Origin of the sequence: Methylobacterium sp. 190mf (assembly GCF_900107945.1) — a bacterium.
GTDB lineage: Bacteria > Pseudomonadota > Alphaproteobacteria > Rhizobiales > Beijerinckiaceae > Methylobacterium.
Window position 1 is genome coordinate 481308 of the sequence record NZ_FNVI01000001.1, and the last position, 16920, is coordinate 498227.

Sequence of the window (16920 nt, forward strand, 5' to 3'; positions counted from 1 at the left end):
GGCCGCGCCTACCCGAACGCCCCGACCTCGTGCTGGATCATCCCCGAGATCTCCCGCACCTGATCGAACATCCGGCGGATCGGCTGGAACAGGTTGGCGTGCTCCGCCTCGTAGGTGCCGACGTCGCGCGGGCCGGCCGGCTCGCCGAAGTTCAGGCCCAGCGTCGGGTCCGGCGTGACCGGGAAGATCGCGTCGAGGAGCTTCAGGCAGCCGTCGATGTCCAGCCGCAGGAAGCGCTCCAGCAGCTGCTCGCGGGAGATGCCCGCCTGCGGCCGGAAGCCCGGGATGTGCACCGCCAGGAACCAGATCCGGTGGATCAGGGCGAGGCGCAGGGCGTGGAGCAGCGTCAGCCGGGCCGACATGGCGGGCAGGTCCGGGGCGGCAGCGCTCAGGGCGAGCCAGTCCCGGGTCAGGCGTCCGAACAGGTTCCGCAGCGCAGGAGCGAGGTCGAGGCGTTCCAGCGCTCCCGAGATCACCACCAGCTCGTCCCGGCGGAAATCCTTCTGGGTGCGCCGCGCCCGCTCCAGCCACACGGCCGGGTCCAGGGTGTCGATATAGGCCCGCAGCACGTCGAGGTCGCCGACTGAGGCGGCGTGCTGGACCAGCCGGAAGGCCCGGGAGAAGCGTACCGAATCGCGCCGCATGTCGCGGAACAGGTCGGGGCCGCGCTGGGCCGCCCGGCCGATCCCGTGGAGGGAGTTCGCCAGGAAGCCGAGCTGGTGCAGGATCGCGTTGTTGGGGATCGCCCGCATCTGGCGCGGATGGGTGATCCGCGCCGGGCCGCCGTTGTCGGTCTGGCGCGCCACCGGGCGCGACCCGGTCCGGTCGATCAGGCTCGGGCCGAAGGTGCCGAGGAGCGCCGCGTAGCCCGGGTCGTCGACCAGCGACTCCATGTCCTGGCGGGCTGCGGTGAAGAATTCGAGGGCGAAATCCGGCTCGGCGTAGATCGGGTCGACCTTGCCGTCGGAGGCCTTCGGCCGGTCGTTCAGGGCGTAGTCCGGGAACGAATCCTCCTCCGTCACGTCGAGGGCGTAGACGTGCTCGGCGATGCGGGCGACGCAGGCGCGCGCCAGCGCCTCGGTGCCGTACAGCAGGTAGCCGTCGGTGCCCTGGAAGCTCGATTCGAGCCGGACGCGGATGCCGGCCTTGCGGGCCCGGTCCCGGGCATCCTCCGGGGCGAGGTAGGCGAGGCGGTCGCGCAGGGAGGTCGGATGCGCGCCGCGCCCGATCGACTCGCCGTGCGTGTCGAAGATCGCGAGCTCGACGTCGGACAGGCCGTTCTGGACCAGCATCTCGGTGATGCGCAGCCGCAGCCGCTCGATCCAGAAGGTCGCCGCGAGCTGGCCGACGTAGCGGCCCGAATCGGAGTAGCCGAACTGCACGGTGAGGCGGCCGATGCGCTTCAGGTACTGGCGCCAGTGCGGGTTGCGCAGGGCGTCGTCGAGCACCCGGATGCCCTGCTCCAGCGCGCTCGCCGTCTCGAACAGCGGCGTGATCTCGAGCTTGTCGGCGATGCCGTAGTGGCGCGCGAGCCAGAGGGCGGCGAGCAGGGTGTAGCCGGTCTCGGTCTCGGCGATGAGGAAGCGCACCGGATGGGTGCCGTCGACGTGCTTGAGGATCTGGGCGATCGTCATCATCAGCCGCGCCGCCGAGGCCCGCTCGGCCGCGAGCGCCCCGAAATCGACCGCCACCGGGCGGACGTCGTTCAGCAGCGTGTGGATCGTCGCGAGGTGCGAGCGGCGCCGGGCCGCGTCGGTGGGCTCGCCCTCCAGGTCGATCACCCGCCGCACCGCATTGTGGATCTGGCTGGCGTTCAGCCGGAAATGCGGCAGGGCGTTCGACAAGCCGTGCGTCGCGACGCCCGCGCGCAGGACGGCGATCCGGCGCTGGTCGGCCGCGTCGTCGGCGGCCTCCAGGGCGTTGGTCAGCGCGGCGACGAGGGCGCCGGCATCGGTCTGGGCGCGCTCGCGCTCGATGATGAGCGCCAGGGCGAAGCGGTGCACCGCCTCGAGGGACGGCTGGTCGCCGAGGCGCGGCGCCACCGTGAGCTGGCGGTTCACCGCCGCCAGGGCGTTCTCCGCGAGGGCCCGGACCTCGCGGCAGGCGGGGATCTCGGGCAGGTCGCGCATCACCCGGTCGAACTGCATGCGCTTCGAGATCAGCCGGTAGCGCAGGGTGTCCCACCAGCCGATATCGGTCCGCCCGTCGGTGTCGCAGCCGACCCAGCTGGCGATGGCGAAGGGGCGGGGCGTCAGCTCGGTCCAGCGGTCGGGCCAGCGGGCGCGGGCGGCGTCGAGCAGGGCGCCGTTGAAGGCGTCGAGGGCGAGCCGGCCGTTATTGGCCGCCGCACAGGCCTGCTCGAACTCGACATCCAGGGTGATCGGGGCGTCCGGCCGGGTCGACAGGGCCGCCGCGCGCGCGATCAGCCCGGCGCGGTCCCTGGCGTTGGGCAGGCTCGCGGCCTCGGCGAGGAGGCCCGCGACGGCCCGCGGCATGCCGAAGGTGGGGTGGGCCGTGAACACCACCGCGAAGGCGGTGCGGTGGATCAGGGCCGCGAAGGCCTCGACGCCGTCCGGCCGGTCGGGTGCCGCCGCCACGAGCCGCGCGGGGATCGCCGCCTGCGGATCCTCCGGCCCGGCATCGAGCCCGACATAGGCCCGCAGCCGTTCCGCCCGCGCCGCCAGCGCTGCGGCACGCAGGCGCACGAACAGGCCGTCGAGGTCGCCCGTCGAGATCTCGTTCCGGTCGAAGCGCCGGGTGATCGCCAGGGTCACCGCCAGGACGGGATTGCGGAACGGGTCCTCCCGGGCCTGATCCCGGGCGGCCTCGATCAGTCCCAGGAGGTGCGCCTCCAGTTCCTCGGGCTCGCGGCTCGGCTCGTGTTGCATCGGTCGGTCCCGGCTCCGGTCTGCCCGCATCTACCCGGTCCGCCGGCCCACGCAAGGAGCGTTCCGCACGTGACCCGGGACTGACCGGCTACTGACCGAGGATGTGACGTTGGACGTGAGGGGACACACAACCGCGACGCGGCGGGGCGATATCGACGATGGGATGGGGTGGCGGCGGCCTGAACCGCAGGCTAGAGCTGACCTCCTGATGGAGCGCCTGTTCATCATCCTGGCTATTCTGGTCATCGCTGTCGCCATTGTCGCCGTGGCCGCGATGGCGGCGCGCGGCCGGCGCGAGCCCCTGCGCATGGGTTCCGAACTCGACATCGAGGACGAGGACCTCGTCATCGGCTCGGTCGGACCGCGCAAGAGCCCGATCGACCGCAGCGCCCAGGTGCTCGACCCGCGGGTGCTCGATCTGGACGCGATCGAGTTGGAGCCGATCCGCGCCCTCGACCGGACGCAGCGCGACGTGCCGCTCCGCCGGGACCCGCCGGGAGCTGGGCGATGAAGCTGTGCGCGCGCGGGGCGGCCGGGCTGCTGCTCGCCGGCCCTCTCTGCCTGTCGACGATGACGGGCGTTACGGCCGCGCCCGCCGGTAAGCCGGCCGCGGCGGCCATTCCGGCGCAGGCCGCGCCTCCCCAGGCTTCGCCTGCGCAAGTCGCGCCTGCACCGGCCGCGCCCGCCGCGACGCCGCCGCCAGGTGAAGCCGCCCCTCAGGCGGCGAGCCCCACGCCCGCCGCCGGCCCGACCCTCGAGCAGCCCTGCGGGACGCAGGCGGCCCGCTTCGAGAGCGCCAAGGGGTTCAAAATGGTGATCACGCGGGCCGGGCAGGTCCGCACGACGAACCCGCTCAGGCCGCTGACGACCGAGGTGAACGAGGTTCTCCAGGTGGTGATCGCCGGAAAGGTCGCCACGGCCTACGGGCCCGATTTCACGACGCTGCGGCGCGGCGGCGCCGCGTCGGGTATCGAGGCGATGCTGGGCGGTTCGATCCACTGGGAGCCGACGCTGCCGACCTTCCCCGATCCGATCGCGATCGTCAGCGAGGAGGGGACGCCCCTGGCGCAGCTGACCTTCCGCGCCTGCGAGGCGGCGCCCGCCGTCAAGGCGCCGAAGGTGCCGAAGGCCGAGGCCCGCAAGAAGGCGCCCCGCCAGGCGGCACCGAAGGCGGCGGCCCCGAAGACGCCCCCCGGCTTCTCCATGCCTCAGGGGGCGATCGCGGAGTAGCGGCTACTTCTGCTTGGCGATGACCTTGTCCTTGATGCCGTCGTAGACGTTCTGCGGGATGATCTTCTTGGAGACGAGATCGTCCTTCCCGCGATACGGCCGTTCCTTGATGATCGCGGCCGCGCGCGCCGCGCCGATGCCGGGCAGCGCGTCGAGCTCCTCGGTGCTGGCGCTGTTGAGATCGATCAGCGCCCCCTTGGCGGCGTTCGGCGATCCGGCGACGGGCGCGCTCGGGGCGGCGGGCTTCGCGGGGGCCGTCGGTGCCGCGGTCGTCGGCGCCTGCGGCGCCTGCGCCAGGGCTGGGGCCGCGACGAGGCTCGACAGGAGGGCGAGGAGGGCGAGGGTCTTGGTGGAGGAAGCCATGGCGTTCTCCCGAGAGGCGCGGCCCGCACCGCGGTGCCGTCCGGCCAGATCTGCGCCGCTCCGCTTGAACCCGCCCTTAACGGTTGTGGTCCGGCACCCCTAGTCACGGGCCGGCGCCGGAGCTATAAGCCCGGCCTCATCCGTATCCCGCGGTGTGCGTGGCGATCCTCGATCGAGGAGCCGCCCGCGCGCCGCTTTGTCCGCGGCGTCACGAAGGATCCAGCCATGGCCGTTCCGAAGCGAAAGACCTCCCCCTCCCGCCGCGGCATGCGCCGCTCGGCCGACGCCCTCAAGGCGCCGACCTACGTCGAGGACAAGGATTCCGGCGAGCTGCGCCGTCCGCACCACATCGACCTGAAGACCGGCATGTACCGCGGCCGTCAGGTCCTGAAGGTGAAGTCGGCCGAGGCCTGAGCCTCGCGAAGGCGGCGCCTCAGGCGAGGCGCCGCGCGGCCTCCGCGTAGCGCGCGGCGGCCATCCGGGTCCGTTCCAGGCGCGACGGCAGCAGCGTCGGATCGCCCGCCGTCAGCAATTGCGCGATGAAGCCGGCGCGGGGTCTCCCCGCGGCCGTGCGTTCCGCTGTCCGGGGGGCGGGCGGCTCATCGGACCGGCCCCCGTCGATCAGGGCGAGCGCCTGGACCTCCGTCCGCGCCGCCTCGGGGGAGGCGTCCGCGTCCGGGACCGGCGCGCGCCGGGTGGAGCGGACCTGTGTCGGGCCGAGACGGCTGACTGTTCCGATACGCACCATGCGCACATTCTCCGCACGTTTCCGTGCCCGTGTCGCAAAGGTGGGGCCGACGTTTACCGATCGTCAACCCTTCGTCCGGTCGGTCCGGCCGAATTACTTTTTCGCGAGCGCCTCCAGGCGCTGCTGCATCTCCAGCATCTGGCGCTTGAGATCGTCCAGCTCGCCGCCCCCGTAGGATGTGGGCTGAGTCGCGGCCGGCGCGGTCGGCTGGGCTCCCGGCGCGGGCGGGGCGAAGCCCGTGAACATCTTCATGGCATCGCCGAAGAAGTTCATGTTGGTGCGCACCTGCTGCTCGATGGCGTTCTGGAACGCCGCCGGGCCGAAGCTCTGGGCGAATTTCTCGCGCAGGCCGTCCTGGTCCTTGGCGAAGTTCGCCATCGAGAACTCGAGGAAGCTCGGCACCATCGTGCGCATGCTGTCGCCGTAGAAGCGGATCAGCTGGCGCAGGAACGCCACCGGGAGCAGGTTCTCGGCGCCGGCCTTGTTCTCCTGCTCGAAGATGATCTGCGTCAGGACCGAGCGCGTGATGTCGTCGCCCGTGCGCGCGTCGTAGACGACGAAATCCTCGCCGTTCTGCACCATCGTGGCGAGGTCCTCCAGCGTCACGTACGTCGAGGTGCCGGTGTGATAGAGGCGCCGGTTGGCGTACTTCTTGATGACGGTCTGGGTGGCCTTGACGGTATCCGCCATCGGGAACGGCCTTTCTGGACTCGGGACCGGGGGGCGTTGCAGACGCGCGGTGCTGTCTGACGGGGGCTGTCTTCGCGCCCGCAACACGATCCTTAAAGCCTTCCCCGGGCGCAGAAAACAGCAAACTGCAGCTGTTCAACGCAGAATAATGCAGAGCGGGCGGGACGGTCGCGCCATTTCAGTCTCGCGGTCGCGTCATCGGCGCGTTTGGCGCGTTGATCCACAACCTTGACTTCGCCCACCTCAGGCCCTTCATCCCAGGGCCGGCACAGAGCGCGCCCCGGGACGTGGAAGGCGCGCCGGCTCGCGAGAGGAGAACGTTCACATGGCAGGCAGCGAAGAGATCGTCATCGTCGGGGCGGCGCGCACGCCGGTCGGCTCGTTCGGCGGCGCCTTCGGGGCGGTGCCGGCCCACGAGCTCGGCGCGACGGCGATCAAGGCCGCCCTGGAGCGCGCCAAGGTCTCGCCCGACGAGGTGGACGAGGTGATCTTCGGCCAGGTCCTCACCGCGGGCGCCGGCCAGAACCCCGCCCGGCAGGCGGCCATCAAGGCCGGCATCCCCGAGAAGGCCACCGCCTGGGGCCTCAACCAGGTCTGCGGCTCGGGCCTGCGCACGGTCGCGATCGGCATGCAGCAGATCGCCAACGGCGACGCCAAGGTCATCGTGGCCGGCGGCCAGGAATCGATGTCGCTGTCGCCCCACGCGCAGTACCTGCGCGGCGGCCAGAAGATGGGCGACGTGAAGCTCGTCGACACGATGATCAAGGACGGGCTCTGGGACGCCTTCAACGGCTACCACATGGGCCAGACCGCCGAGAACGTCGCCCAGGCCTTCCAGCTCACCCGCGAGCAGCAGGACCAGTTCGCGACCCGCTCGCAGAACAAGGCCGAGGCCGCCCGCAAGGAGGGCCGGTTCAAGGACGAGATCGTCCCCGTCACGGTGCCGGGGAAGAAGGGCGACACGGTCGTCGACACCGACGAGTACATCCGCGACGGCGCCACCCTGGAGGCGATGGGCAAGCTGAAGCCGGCCTTCACCAAGGACGGCACCGTCACGGCCGCCAACGCCTCGGGCCTCAACGACGGCGCCGCCGCCCTGGTGCTGATGTCGGCCTCGGAGGCCGAGCGCCGCGGCCTGACCCCGCTCGCCCGGATCAAGTCCTGGGCGACCGCGGGCGTCGACCCGAAGGTCATGGGCACCGGCCCGATCCCGGCCTCGCGCAAGGCCCTGGAGAAGGCCGGCTGGAAGCCGTCCGACCTCGACCTGATCGAGGCCAACGAGGCCTTCGCGGCCCAGGCGCTGGCCGTGAACAAGGACATGGGCTGGGACGACGCGAAGGTGAACGTCAACGGCGGCGCCATCGCCATCGGCCACCCGATCGGTGCCTCGGGCGCCCGCGTCCTCGTCACCCTGCTGCACGAGATGAAGCGCCGCGACGCCAAGAAGGGCCTCGCTACGCTCTGCATCGGCGGCGGCATGGGCGTGGCGATGTGCGTCGAGCGGACCTGATCGGTCTGTCACGACAGTATCGGCCCACAACATAGACTTAAGGCCGAAGTCAGAAAAAATCGCGTGCGGACGCCATCCGCACGCGGCATCAAGTGATGCGAACAGGAGGAAACAATGGCTCAAGGACGCGTCGCCCTCGTGACGGGCGGCACCCGCGGCATCGGCGCGGCGATCTCGAAGCGGCTCAAGGACAAGGGCTACAAGGTCGCCGCCAACTACGCCGGCAACGACGAGGCGGCCAACGCCTTCAAGGCCGAGACCGGCATCCCCGTCTTCAAGTTCGACGTGGGCGATCTCGCGAGCTGCGAGGCCGGCATCAAGGCGATCGAGGCCGAGCTCGGCCCGGTGGACATCCTGGTGAACAACGCCGGCATCACCCGGGACGGTGCCTTCCACAAGATGACGTTCGAGAAGTGGCAGGCGGTCATCAAGACCAACCTCGACTCGATGTTCACCTGCACCCGTCCGCTGATCGAGGGCATGCGCAGCCGCAACTTCGGCCGCATCATCATCATCTCGTCGATTAACGGCCAGAAGGGCCAGGCCGGGCAGACCAACTACTCGGCCGCCAAGGCCGGTGTGATCGGCTTCGCCAAGGCGCTCGCGCAGGAGAGCGCCTCGAAGGGCATCACGGTCAACGTGGTGGCGCCGGGCTACATCGCCACCGAGATGGTGATGGCGGTGGCGGAGGATATCCGCAATAAGATCATCTCCACGATCCCGACCGGCCGCCTCGGCGAGGCCGACGAGATCGCCCACGCGGTCGAGTATCTGGCGAGCGACGAGGCCGGCTTCGTGAACGGCTCGACGCTGACCATCAACGGCGGCCAGCACTTCGTCTGATCGCCGCGGGCGCGCCGGTTCGACCCGGCGCGCCCGCCCTGTGGGCGAGCCGCCCCACCGCGCCGGACGCGCAACTCTCCGTCCGGTGAGCGTTCCTTCCGACACTCCGCGCGGCCGAGCCCGACGACGGCGCTCCCCGCGCCGGCCCCACCTGCCGGCGACCGTCCCGGGCCGCGCCGGTTCGGCCCACGCGCCGCGCGCGCCGCCGGCCGTGGTCGCGAGCCCGGACCATCCGACCCATCAAGCGTGACGAAAGTCCTTCCCCGCGTGCGGAATCGCGCGTCGGGCGGGATAACGGGCATTGCGGGCAGCGATCGAGCCTCCGGCCCGCGTGTTCTGAGACACGAACAATTCGAACGGCCTCGTATAGACCTCCTTCCATCGGCTCACGGATGGTCCTGCCGATAGAAATCGAGGTTTCGAGGATCATGAACAACTGGTTTCACGGTAAATTCGGCGTTCAGTTTATCGGCGCGAGCCAGAATTGTTCTTCCCGCACGACCGCGATGCGTGACGACCGCTCCGCGGCCCGCCGCCCCGCGCTGCCCGCAATCGCGAAGCTCGGGCTCGCGGCGGCCTGTGCCCTGGGGCTGGCGGCCTGCGTCACCCCGCAGGAGCGCCACGCGCTGGATCAGAACCAGTGCTACGCCTTCGGCTTCGAGCCCGGCACCGACGGCTTCGCCGAGTGCATGATGGGGCTCCACCAGCAGCGCGCCGTCGCCCAGACCAACAGCAACCTGTACTGGCAGGCGCAGCTCGCCGAGCAGAACCGCCGCCGCGAGGCCCAGCAGGACCTCTACAAGGTCATGAGCCTGCAGCGCACCGGCGACGCGCGGTTCCCCGTCTGCGGCGCCTCCTCGGACGGCGGCATGGATCGCCGGACCATGACTTGGTACGGCCCGAACTGCCGCGCCCGCTGATCCGGATCGAGGGAGGTTCCCATGTCTGACGTGACGACGCGCGGCCCGCGCAACCCGAGCCGGATCATCTTCGTGACCGTGGCCCTGATCGGCATCGCCGTCGGGTTCGCGACCGCCAGCCTCGTGTGGTTCACGCTGGCCGTTCTCGGCTCCGCCGCGCTGACCTGCGCGGGGTACGGCCTGATCCGGCGGCGGCTCGGCTGGAAGCCGCTGAACGGCGAGTACCTGTCCAACCTCCTCTACGTGCTGAGCCCGTACTAGACGGACACCACGCATGCCCCCGCGGTCGCGCCGCGGGGCTCATCGGCGGGCGGCGCAGGTCCACGAAGACCTGGCCGCGCCGCGCACCCATCCCCCAGACCGCGCCGCCTCCGAGGCCACCATGACGCTCGCCCTCATCATCACCGGCTTCCTGATCGTGAACTTCGTGATGGCCGGCCTCTTCTCCCTCGTGGCCCTCTGGGCCGACTGAGCGGCGGCGCTAAGGAGCGCCGACGCAGTTGGCGTAGAAGGTCGTGGTCGCGGGCCAGTCGGAGAAGACCCCCAGCACGCCGACCTGTCCGTGCAGGACGTCGAGCAGCCGCAGGATGTCGCCGTCGCCGGTGACCACCGGCTTGATCGACTGGTAATAGTACCCGCCGCCGCCCTTCAGGGGGCCCGAGCGCTCCAGCGACCACGCGATCAGCCCCAGCCCGGCCGCCTTGGCCTCCCGGGCGTAGGTCGAGGGCTCGATCGTCCCGTCCGGGCCCGGCCGGACCAGCATCCACAGCGGCGGCGCCAGGATCTTCACGCCCTTCCGGGCGAGCTCGGCCATGCCGGGCTGCCACGTGGCGGGCTTCTCCGGGTCGAAGCCCTTCGCGGTCTCGTCCCGGTCGTCGAGGAAGATCGCCTGGCGGCCGAATTCCGGATCCTTCTCCAACCAGTAGAGGATGTCGCGGAGCTGGAAGCTCTGCGGGTAGACGTCGGAGGCCGGGATCCCGGCCTCCCGGTACTCGTCGACCAGCTGCTGGGCATACATGTCCTGCGTGTAGGTGCCCTGGAACGGCATCGGGACCTGGGGCGCCTTCAGCTCGGGGGTGAATTTCCGCCCCATCCCCTTCACCAGGGCGATGTACTCCTTGTGCGACATCAGCGTGCCGGTGCCAGCGTAGAGGTCGGTGCGCCAGCGCGGCGTGGCGTTCATGTAGGCCGCCACCGTGGTGGCGTCCGGGTCGGACGCGTCCATCTTCCCGTTCAGCGACTTGAATTCGTCCAGCGTCAGGTCGCTGGTGCAGCACTTGGCCGAGGCCTTCCGCCCGGTGGCCGGGTCGGCCGGCGTGAAGCCCTGCGTGCACTTCGCCGCGAGCTCGGGCCGGGCGAGGATGTCGGTGGTCGTGTGCAGGTCGCACTGGCTGTGGCGGCAGACGAGCTGGCGGTCCTTGGTGAAGGCCACGTCGCACTCGATGATCCCGGCGCCCATCCGGTACGCGGCGAGCAGGCCCTCCCGGGTGTGTTCGGGGAACATCAGCGGCGCGCCGCGGTGCGAGATCGAGAAGGTCCGGGGCGTGTAGGTCCGGTCGACGCCGCAGGCGGCGAGCCTGTCCTTGAGCGGGCCGGGCTTTAGCTGGTCGACGAGATAGAAGGGCCGGGGGCCGAGCTGGGCGGCCTCGCCAGCGAGCGCGGGGCCCGCTCCCAGAAGCAGCCCCAGCCCCAATATGATCGCACGCATCGCGAACCTCCCGTTTCAGGCCGCCGGTAGAGGGGGACGGTGACAGGGGCGTGACCCCGCACGCCCCGGCGCGCCGCCGCCATGATAGCGGCGGATCATCCGCGCGGCGTCGGCCGCCAGTCGGGCGGCGCCATCTCGAAGCCGGCGAAGTCGAAGCCCGGCGAGACCGTGCAGCCGACGAGCGTCCAGGCGCCCAGGCTGGTGGCGGTCTGCCAGTGGCCGGCCGGCACGACGCATTGCGGGCGCTGCCCGGCGGCGAGGTCCGGCCCGAGATGCCGGGCCTCGGCGTCGTGCCCGTTGGGGCTCGTGGTGATCACCAGCGGCGCGCCGGCGTGCCAGTGCCAGATCTCGGTGGCGTCGACCCGGTGCCACGCTGAGACCTCGCCGAGGTCGAGCAGGAAGTAGATCGCGGTGCCGACCGAACGGCCGTCGACGGTCCGTGGATCGCGGAACGTCTCGCGGTAATGGCCGCCCTCCGGATGGGGCTTCAATCCCAGGGTCGCGATCACCTCGGCTGCCGTCATGTCCAGCTCCCTGTCGGTCCCGGCCGCGCGGATCGTCCGCGGCTTGCCGGCACTTGGCACCGATGCTACCGGCCGAAAACCCCGCAAGGTCCGAGAACGATGCCGAGCCCGACCGTACGTCTCCACCGCGGCGACCTGCCCGCCACCTACGACGCGGGGCGGGCGGTGGCCATCGACACCGAGACGCTCGGTCTCAACCCGCATCGGGACCGCCTCTGCGTGGTGCAGCTCTCCACCGGCGACGGCACGGCCGACGTGGTGCAGATCCCGCAGGACGGGCCGGAGCCGGTCGTGCTCAAGCGGGTCCTGGCCGATCCCGGCATCCTGAAGATCTTCCACTTCGCGCGGTTTGACGTGGCGGTCCTGTACAGGGCCCTCGGCGTCATGCCGAGCCCGGTCTACTGCACCAAGATCGCCTCGAAGCTCGCGCGCACCTACACGGATCGCCACGGGCTGAAGGACGTGGTCCGCGAGCTGGTCGGCGTCGACCTGTCGAAGCAGCAGCAATCCTCGGACTGGGGCGCCGAGACCCTGTCGCAGGCCCAGCTCGACTACGCGGCCTCGGACGTCCTCCACCTCCACGCGGCCCGGGAGCGGCTCGACGCGATGCTGGCCCGGGAGGGTCGCACCGACCTCGCGTCCGCCTGCTTCGGCTTCCTGCCGACGCGGGCGCGCCTCGACCTCGACGGCTGGCCCGAGACCGACATCTTCGCGCACACCTAATCGTCCGGCGGGGCCTGCACACTTCCTGTGCGGAGTGAGACTTTCCTGTCACCGCACCGCGATAAGTCGCTGGTAGGTTGTGGCTGCCTGGGCTTCCGAGTCCCGGCCAGGCCCTCCTCGCCGGTCGCCCACCCGATCAGGCCGGCGAGGAGGGTCCGTCGCCCTCAGGTCAGGGTCCGCGGGCCCGACGGCGTGCTGATCCGGGCAGTCCAGCGCGGGCCCGGGCCGGACACAATCTGCGGTGGAACGTCGAGGCCCAGCGCCGCGTGAAGCCCCGCGACGGCGGCGGGATCCGGATCCGTCAGGACGAGCGCCTCCAGACCGGCGCCGGGATCCGGCATCGTCGCGGCGGGATTGCCGCGCGGTCCCCACGCCATCGCGCAGGGCGCGGCCCCGTCCGCCGGCCACGCCCCGCCCGGGGGCACCGCGAAGCGCCAGGACAGGTCGCCCCGGGTCATCGTCGCCGCCGCGCCCAGGAGCGCGCCGTGCGCGGCGAGGAGGCCGTCGAGATCGTCCGCGCGGGCGACGAAGCCGCGCAGTCGCCGGCCCGAATCCCAGTCGGCCCGCACCCGCGCCGCGTCGCCGAGGCCGAACCAGCGGGCGCCCGACGGCGGCGGCGCCTCCGGATCGACGGCGATCACCTCCAGGAACAGGGCGTCGCCGAGGCGCAGCAGGTGGTTGCGCGTGCCCATCTCGCGGTGGCGACCGCCCTCGGGCATGGCGAGGCCGAGGCAGTCCCGCACATGGGCCACGCCCTCCGCGAGGTCGGGCGCGACGACGACGAGGTGGTCGAGGGTGAGCATCGTTCGGGCTCCGTGTGCGCGGGCACCTATGCAGCCGGCCGCCGGGCATGCCCGGGACCGCACCGGTCCCGACCCGGTCTCGGCGCTCACGGGCTGCCTCGGGTGAGGCGGCGAGGGGTAACGTCTGAGCGTCCCCAAGAAAAAGGCCGGGGCCCCGCGAGAGGCCCCGGCCCGGAAGTGCGTGCCGGGCCGGGCCTCGTGCCCGGCCGGCTCTCACCTCACAGCGAGTAGTACTGCACGAACTCGATCGGGTGCGGCGTCATCTCGTAGCGCAGCACCTCGGTCATCTTCAGCTCGATGAACGAGTCGATCTGATCGTCCGAGAACACGCCGCCCTCCTTGAGGAAGGCCCGGTCCTTGTCGAGGCTGTTCAGGGCCTCCCGGAGCGACCCGCACACGGTCGGGATCTTCTTCAGCTCCCGCGGCGGCAGCTCGTAGAGATCCTTGTCCATGGCCGGGCCCGGGTCGATCTTGTTGCGGATGCCGTCGAGGCCGGCCATCAGCAGCGCCGAGAAGGCGAGGTAGGGGTTCGCCATCGGGTCGGGGAAGCGGACCTCGACGCGCTTGGCCTTCGGGCTCTTGGTCCACGGGATGCGGCAGGAGGCCGAGCGGTTGCGCGCCGAGTAGGCGAGCAGCACCGGCGCCTCGTAGCCCGGCACCAGGCGCTTGTACGAGTTGGTCGACGGGTTGGTGAAGGCGTTCAGCGCCTTGGCGTGCTTGATGATGCCGCCGATGTACCAGAGGCACTCCTGGGACAGGCCGGCATACTTGTCGCCCGCGAAGACCGGCTTGCCGTCCTTCCAGATCGACTGGTGGACGTGCATGCCCGAGCCGTTGTCGCCGTAGACGGGCTTGGGCATGAAGGTCGCGGACTTGCCGTAGCTCTGCGCGACGTTGTGGATGCAGTACTTGTAGATCTGCATGTGGTCGGCGAGCAGGGTCAGCGTGTCGAACTTCATGCCGAGCTCGTGTTGGGCCGAGGCCACCTCGTGGTGGTGCTTCTCGACCTTCACGCCCATGGACTGCATGGCCGCGAGCATCTCGCCGCGCATGTCCTGCGCCGAGTCCTGCGGCGGCACCGGGAAGTAGCCGCCCTTGGTCTGGACCCGGTGGCCGAGGTTGCCGCCCTCGTAATCGGTGAAGCCGTTGGTCGGCAATTCGGTGGAGTCGAGCTCGAAGCCCGTGCGGTACGGGTCGGCGCCGAACTTCACGTCGTCGAACACGAAGAACTCGGCCTCGGGGCCGACGTAGATCGTGTCGCCGATGCCGGTCTGCTGCAGGTAGGCCTCGGCGCGCTTGGCGGTGCCGCGCGGGTCACGGCCGTAGGGCTCGCCGGTGGCCGGCTCCAGCACGTCGCAGACGATCGACATGGTCGCGGCCGAGAAGAACGGGTCCAGCGTGGCGGTGACGGGATCCGGCATCAGCAGCATGTCGGACTCGTTGATCGCCTTCCAGCCGGCGATCGAGGAGCCGTCGAACATGGTGCCCTCGTCGAAGATCTCCTCGTCGATGAGCGACACGTCGAACGTGACGTGCTGCCACTTGCCGCGCGGGTCGGTGAACCGGAAGTCCACGTAGCGCACGTCGTTGTCCCGGATCGTCTTCAGCACCTCGGCCGCAGTCGTCATCGTGGGCATCCTCCAGGGATCTCTGAATCGGCTCTCGTGGCGCACCCGCACGCGGTCGCGCGCACCGGCAAGCGGCGCTTGATATCCGGCGCGGGCGTACCTTGCCACCCGCCGGGCAGCGGAATCGGCCGACGGATGAAACGATCGGCCCATTCGCGCACCCGATCTCGTAACCGTGATCGGCAGCTCCGTTTCTAGGGCACCGTTGTTCTCCGGCAATGGCCTTGCTGGCACGATCCATGCAATTGCGGCCGCAGCCGTCGACGAGGCGGCAAGCCGTTCGCGTCTTCCCGGGTTGCCCAGGTCGCGCATCGATACGGACGAGAGAACCGGAATGACCAAATACAAGCTCGAGTACATATGGCTCGACGGGTACACGCCGACCCCGAACCTCCGCGGTAAGACGCAGATCAAGGAATTCGACAGCTTCCCGACCCTCGAGCAGCTCCCGATGTGGGGCTTCGACGGCTCGTCCACCAAGCAGGCCGAGGGCGGCAGCTCCGACTGCATGCTGAAGCCCGTGCGCCACTTTCCCGACCCGGCCCGCAAGAACGGCGTGCTGGTGATGTGCGAAGTGATGATGCCGGACGGCGTGACCCCGCACGAGTCCAACAAGCGCGCCACCATCCTGGACGATGCCGGCGCCTGGTTCGGCTTCGAGCAGGAGTACTTCCTGTACAAGGACGGCCGCCCGCTCGGCTTCCCGGCCTCCGGCTACCCGGCGCCGCAGGGCCCGTACTACACCGGCGTCGGCTATTCGAACGTCGGCGACGTCGCCCGCAAGATCGTCGAGGAGCACCTCGACCTCTGCCTCGACGCCGGCATCAACCACGAGGGCATCAACGCCGAGGTGGCCAAGGGCCAGTGGGAGTTCCAGATCTTCGGCAAGGGCTCCAAGAAGGCCGCCGACGAGATGTGGATGGCCCGCTACCTCCTGCAGCGCCTCTGCGAGAAGTACGGCATCGACGTCGAGTACCACTGCAAGCCGCTCGGCGACACCGACTGGAACGGGTCGGGCATGCACTGCAACTTCTCGACCGCGTTCATGCGCGAGCACGGCGGCAAGGCCTACTTCGAGAAGCTCATGGAGGCGTTCAAGAACGCCCGCGAGGAGCACATCGCCGTCTACGGTCCGGACAACCACATGCGCCTGACCGGCAAGCACGAGACCGCCTCGATCCACGAGTTCTCGTACGGCGTGGCCGACCGCGGCGCCTCGATCCGCGTGCCGCACTCCTTCGTGAACAACGGCTACAAGGGCTACCTGGAGGACCGCCGTCCGAACTCGCAGGGCGACCCCTACCAGATCGCCTCGCAGGTGCTGAAGACGATCGCTTCCGTGCCGACCGAGGCCGCTGCAGCCGCGTAAGACGCGGAGCTTCGACAGACGATGCGAAGCCGGGCCCTCGGGTCCGGCTTCGCCGTTTCCGGGGTAACGGGCTTCCGATCTACCCCGTCCTGGGGGTTGGAGCGCGGCGCAGGCCTCGACGGAGGCCTCCAGGGATCGCGCGGACCGCCGGGCGCCCTCTCGAGGCCCGCTGGCGCGGGCACGTCAGGATGAGTGGGTCGGGTGAGGGAGCCCGTCGGGCCCGCTCGACGGCCGCAGGGGCACCATCGCTCCCGAATTACCTCCACCTCAGGGCCGCCGCGGGCGCTCGTCCTCGCGGATGGCGGCCTCGTGGTACCACGCGCCCCCGCCGAAGCTCGGCACGGGCGAAGGCTTCGCCTCCGGAGCCGCCCGGGCGGTCTCGCGCGCGCGTCGGAACGCGGACAGATCGTAGATCTTGGCGGTCTCGCGCGGGTCCGTGGCGGCCATCGCACTTCCTCCTGCATCCGGTTCGAGCGGCCGGTCGGGCCGGTCGTTCCCGATGATGTGGGGTGCGGGAAGCGGCGCTCCAGGGCCGGAGGCGCCGATGCCGGACATTCGCGCAGTGCGAAATCTTAGGCAGTGTCGCGCGGTGCGCGGCCGCCGGCGGTCCTGGACCGCGGGCGGGCTCGGGTCAGATCGCGTCCGTGCCGGTCTCGCCTGTGCGGATGCGGATCGCCTCCTCGATCGTCGAGACGAAGATCTTGCCGTCGCCGATGCGCCCGGTCTGGGCCGACTTGCGGATCGCCTCCACGGCGCCCTCGACCAGGGCGTCCGAAAGGACGATCTCGAGCTTCACCTTGGGCAGGAAGTCGACCACGTACTCGGCGCCCCGGTAGAGCTCCGTGTGGCCCTTCTGACGGCCGAAACCCTTCGCCTCGATGACGGTGATGCCCTGGAGGCCGACCTCCTGGAGCGCCTCCTTCACCTCGTCGAGCTTGAAAGGCTTGATGATCGCTTCGATCTTCTTCATGCC

At 70.4% G+C, this 16920-nt stretch carries 19 protein-coding genes; 9 read left to right on the plus strand and 10 right to left on the minus strand.

The features are described 5' to 3' along the window. Positions 1-8: 8 nt before the first annotated feature. Positions 9-2888 (minus strand): phosphoenolpyruvate carboxylase, encoded by a 2880-nt coding sequence (locus tag C4T42_RS02365; protein ID WP_103984678.1) that lies wholly within the window; start codon positions 2886-2888, stop codon positions 9-11. A gap of 208 nt (positions 2889-3096) precedes the next feature. Between C4T42_RS02365 and C4T42_RS02370 the strand changes: the two genes are divergently transcribed. Both C4T42_RS02370 and C4T42_RS02375 read left to right on the plus strand, forming a co-directional pair. Then, positions 3097-3399: a hypothetical protein gene (locus C4T42_RS02370; RefSeq protein ID WP_020090780.1), complete on the plus strand. Its 303-nt coding sequence runs from the start codon at positions 3097-3099 to the stop codon at positions 3397-3399. After that, complete coding sequence (locus C4T42_RS02375) at positions 3396-4118, plus strand: hypothetical protein (protein WP_020090779.1); 723 nt, start codon at positions 3396-3398, stop codon at positions 4116-4118. The genes C4T42_RS02370 and C4T42_RS02375 overlap by 4 nt, the downstream gene beginning before the upstream one ends. A gap of 3 nt (positions 4119-4121) precedes the next feature. Here the strand turns inward: C4T42_RS02375 and C4T42_RS02380 are convergent, their stop codons facing one another. Continuing rightward, positions 4122-4481, minus strand: coding sequence for a helix-hairpin-helix domain-containing protein (locus C4T42_RS02380; RefSeq protein ID WP_020090778.1), 360 nt, complete (start codon positions 4479-4481; stop codon positions 4122-4124). A gap of 225 nt (positions 4482-4706) precedes the next feature. Here C4T42_RS02380 and rpmF point away from each other — a divergent pair, with 225 nt between their 5' ends. After that, on the plus strand, positions 4707-4895 hold the full coding sequence (gene rpmF, locus C4T42_RS02385; RefSeq protein WP_003601373.1) for a 50S ribosomal protein L32: 189 nt from the start codon (positions 4707-4709) through the stop codon (positions 4893-4895). A gap of 19 nt (positions 4896-4914) precedes the next feature. Here rpmF and C4T42_RS02390 read toward each other — a convergent pair whose 3' ends face one another. Beyond that, complete coding sequence (locus C4T42_RS02390; RefSeq protein ID WP_020090777.1) at positions 4915-5229, minus strand: hypothetical protein; 315 nt, start codon at positions 5227-5229, stop codon at positions 4915-4917. Between the two features lie 93 nt (positions 5230-5322). Then, positions 5323-5919 carry a polyhydroxyalkanoate synthesis repressor PhaR gene (gene phaR / locus C4T42_RS02395; protein WP_020090776.1) on the minus strand — a complete coding sequence of 199 codons (597 nt, stop codon included), beginning with the start codon at positions 5917-5919 and terminating at the stop codon, positions 5323-5325. Between the two features lie 325 nt (positions 5920-6244). Between phaR and C4T42_RS02400 the strand changes: the two genes are divergently transcribed. The 4 genes from C4T42_RS02400 to C4T42_RS02415 all read left to right on the plus strand — a co-directional run bounded on the left by C4T42_RS02400 (position 6245) and on the right by C4T42_RS02415 (position 9453). Beyond that, positions 6245-7429, plus strand: coding sequence for an acetyl-CoA C-acetyltransferase (locus C4T42_RS02400; RefSeq protein ID WP_056531524.1), 1185 nt, complete (start codon positions 6245-6247; stop codon positions 7427-7429). Positions 7430-7543: 114 nt separating this feature from the next. After that, entirely contained in the window at positions 7544-8272 is a 729-nt protein-coding gene (phbB, locus tag C4T42_RS02405) for an acetoacetyl-CoA reductase (RefSeq protein WP_020090774.1), read from the plus strand. Positions 8273-8778: 506 nt separating this feature from the next. Beyond that, the gene (locus tag C4T42_RS02410) at positions 8779-9192 is read left to right on the plus strand and encodes a hypothetical protein (RefSeq protein WP_020090773.1); all 414 of its coding nucleotides are present in this window, start codon (positions 8779-8781) and stop codon (positions 9190-9192) included. Positions 9193-9213: 21 nt separating this feature from the next. Then, positions 9214-9453 (plus strand): hypothetical protein, encoded by a 240-nt coding sequence (locus C4T42_RS02415; protein WP_020090772.1) that lies wholly within the window; start codon positions 9214-9216, stop codon positions 9451-9453. Between the two features lie 220 nt (positions 9454-9673). Here the strand turns inward: C4T42_RS02415 and C4T42_RS02425 are convergent, their stop codons facing one another. Both C4T42_RS02425 and C4T42_RS02430 read right to left on the minus strand, forming a co-directional pair. Beyond that, a complete protein-coding gene (locus tag C4T42_RS02425; protein WP_103984680.1) occupies positions 9674-10900 on the minus strand; it encodes a glycerophosphodiester phosphodiesterase family protein in 1227 nt (408 codons plus the stop codon). A gap of 95 nt (positions 10901-10995) precedes the next feature. Next, positions 10996-11424 (minus strand): cupin domain-containing protein, encoded by a 429-nt coding sequence (locus tag C4T42_RS02430; protein ID WP_020090769.1) that lies wholly within the window; start codon positions 11422-11424, stop codon positions 10996-10998. A gap of 99 nt (positions 11425-11523) precedes the next feature. Here C4T42_RS02430 and C4T42_RS02435 point away from each other — a divergent pair, with 99 nt between their 5' ends. Next, the gene (locus C4T42_RS02435; RefSeq protein ID WP_020090768.1) at positions 11524-12147 is read left to right on the plus strand and encodes a ribonuclease D; all 624 of its coding nucleotides are present in this window, start codon (positions 11524-11526) and stop codon (positions 12145-12147) included. Positions 12148-12311: 164 nt separating this feature from the next. Here C4T42_RS02435 and C4T42_RS02440 read toward each other — a convergent pair whose 3' ends face one another. Continuing rightward, positions 12312-12950, minus strand: coding sequence for a VOC family protein (locus C4T42_RS02440; protein ID WP_103984681.1), 639 nt, complete (start codon positions 12948-12950; stop codon positions 12312-12314). 218 nt (positions 12951-13168) lie between these two features. Continuing rightward, positions 13169-14578 (minus strand): type I glutamate--ammonia ligase, encoded by a 1410-nt coding sequence (gene glnA / locus C4T42_RS02445; RefSeq protein WP_012322030.1) that lies wholly within the window; start codon positions 14576-14578, stop codon positions 13169-13171. Positions 14579-14912: 334 nt separating this feature from the next. Here glnA and C4T42_RS02450 point away from each other — a divergent pair, with 334 nt between their 5' ends. Further along, a complete protein-coding gene (locus tag C4T42_RS02450; protein WP_012322031.1) occupies positions 14913-15947 on the plus strand; it encodes a glutamine synthetase beta-grasp domain-containing protein in 1035 nt (344 codons plus the stop codon). Positions 15948-16214: 267 nt separating this feature from the next. On the opposite strand, the gene C4T42_RS02455 is transcribed toward C4T42_RS02450, so the two are convergent. Continuing rightward, the gene (locus C4T42_RS02455) at positions 16215-16394 is read right to left on the minus strand and encodes a DUF2735 domain-containing protein (RefSeq protein WP_103984682.1); all 180 of its coding nucleotides are present in this window, start codon (positions 16392-16394) and stop codon (positions 16215-16217) included. Positions 16395-16578: 184 nt separating this feature from the next. After that, positions 16579-16917, minus strand: a complete 339-nt coding sequence (locus C4T42_RS02460; RefSeq protein WP_003600526.1) for a P-II family nitrogen regulator — start codon at positions 16915-16917, stop codon at positions 16579-16581. Between the last annotated feature and the right edge of the window lie 3 nt (positions 16918-16920).

Excerpts from the sequence above, each read along its gene's own strand:
- C4T42_RS02365 (WP_103984678.1), bottom strand. The coding sequence starts at position 2,888 with ATGCAACACGAGCCGAGCCGCGAGCCCGAGGAACTGGAGGCGCACCTC.
- C4T42_RS02370 (WP_020090780.1), top strand. The coding sequence starts at position 3,097 with ATGGAGCGCCTGTTCATCATCCTGGCTATTCTGGTCATCGCTGTCGCC.
- C4T42_RS02375 (WP_020090779.1), top strand. The coding sequence starts at position 3,396 with ATGAAGCTGTGCGCGCGCGGGGCGGCCGGGCTGCTGCTCGCCGGCCCT.
- C4T42_RS02380 (WP_020090778.1), bottom strand. The coding sequence starts at position 4,481 with ATGGCTTCCTCCACCAAGACCCTCGCCCTCCTCGCCCTCCTGTCGAGC.
- rpmF (WP_003601373.1), top strand. The coding sequence starts at position 4,707 with ATGGCCGTTCCGAAGCGAAAGACCTCCCCCTCCCGCCGCGGCATGCGC.
- C4T42_RS02390 (WP_020090777.1), bottom strand. The coding sequence starts at position 5,229 with ATGGTGCGTATCGGAACAGTCAGCCGTCTCGGCCCGACACAGGTCCGC.
- phaR (WP_020090776.1), bottom strand. The coding sequence starts at position 5,919 with ATGGCGGATACCGTCAAGGCCACCCAGACCGTCATCAAGAAGTACGCC.
- C4T42_RS02400 (WP_056531524.1), top strand. The coding sequence starts at position 6,245 with ATGGCAGGCAGCGAAGAGATCGTCATCGTCGGGGCGGCGCGCACGCCG.
- phbB (WP_020090774.1), top strand. The coding sequence starts at position 7,544 with ATGGCTCAAGGACGCGTCGCCCTCGTGACGGGCGGCACCCGCGGCATC.
- C4T42_RS02410 (WP_020090773.1), top strand. The coding sequence starts at position 8,779 with ATGCGTGACGACCGCTCCGCGGCCCGCCGCCCCGCGCTGCCCGCAATC.
- C4T42_RS02415 (WP_020090772.1), top strand. The coding sequence starts at position 9,214 with ATGTCTGACGTGACGACGCGCGGCCCGCGCAACCCGAGCCGGATCATC.
- C4T42_RS02425 (WP_103984680.1), bottom strand. The coding sequence starts at position 10,900 with ATGCGTGCGATCATATTGGGGCTGGGGCTGCTTCTGGGAGCGGGCCCC.
- C4T42_RS02430 (WP_020090769.1), bottom strand. The coding sequence starts at position 11,424 with ATGACGGCAGCCGAGGTGATCGCGACCCTGGGATTGAAGCCCCATCCG.
- C4T42_RS02435 (WP_020090768.1), top strand. The coding sequence starts at position 11,524 with ATGCCGAGCCCGACCGTACGTCTCCACCGCGGCGACCTGCCCGCCACC.
- C4T42_RS02440 (WP_103984681.1), bottom strand. The coding sequence starts at position 12,950 with ATGCTCACCCTCGACCACCTCGTCGTCGTCGCGCCCGACCTCGCGGAG.
- glnA (WP_012322030.1), bottom strand. The coding sequence starts at position 14,578 with ATGACGACTGCGGCCGAGGTGCTGAAGACGATCCGGGACAACGACGTG.
- C4T42_RS02450 (WP_012322031.1), top strand. The coding sequence starts at position 14,913 with ATGACCAAATACAAGCTCGAGTACATATGGCTCGACGGGTACACGCCG.
- C4T42_RS02455 (WP_103984682.1), bottom strand. The coding sequence starts at position 16,394 with ATGGCCGCCACGGACCCGCGCGAGACCGCCAAGATCTACGATCTGTCC.
- C4T42_RS02460 (WP_003600526.1), bottom strand. The coding sequence starts at position 16,917 with ATGAAGAAGATCGAAGCGATCATCAAGCCTTTCAAGCTCGACGAGGTG.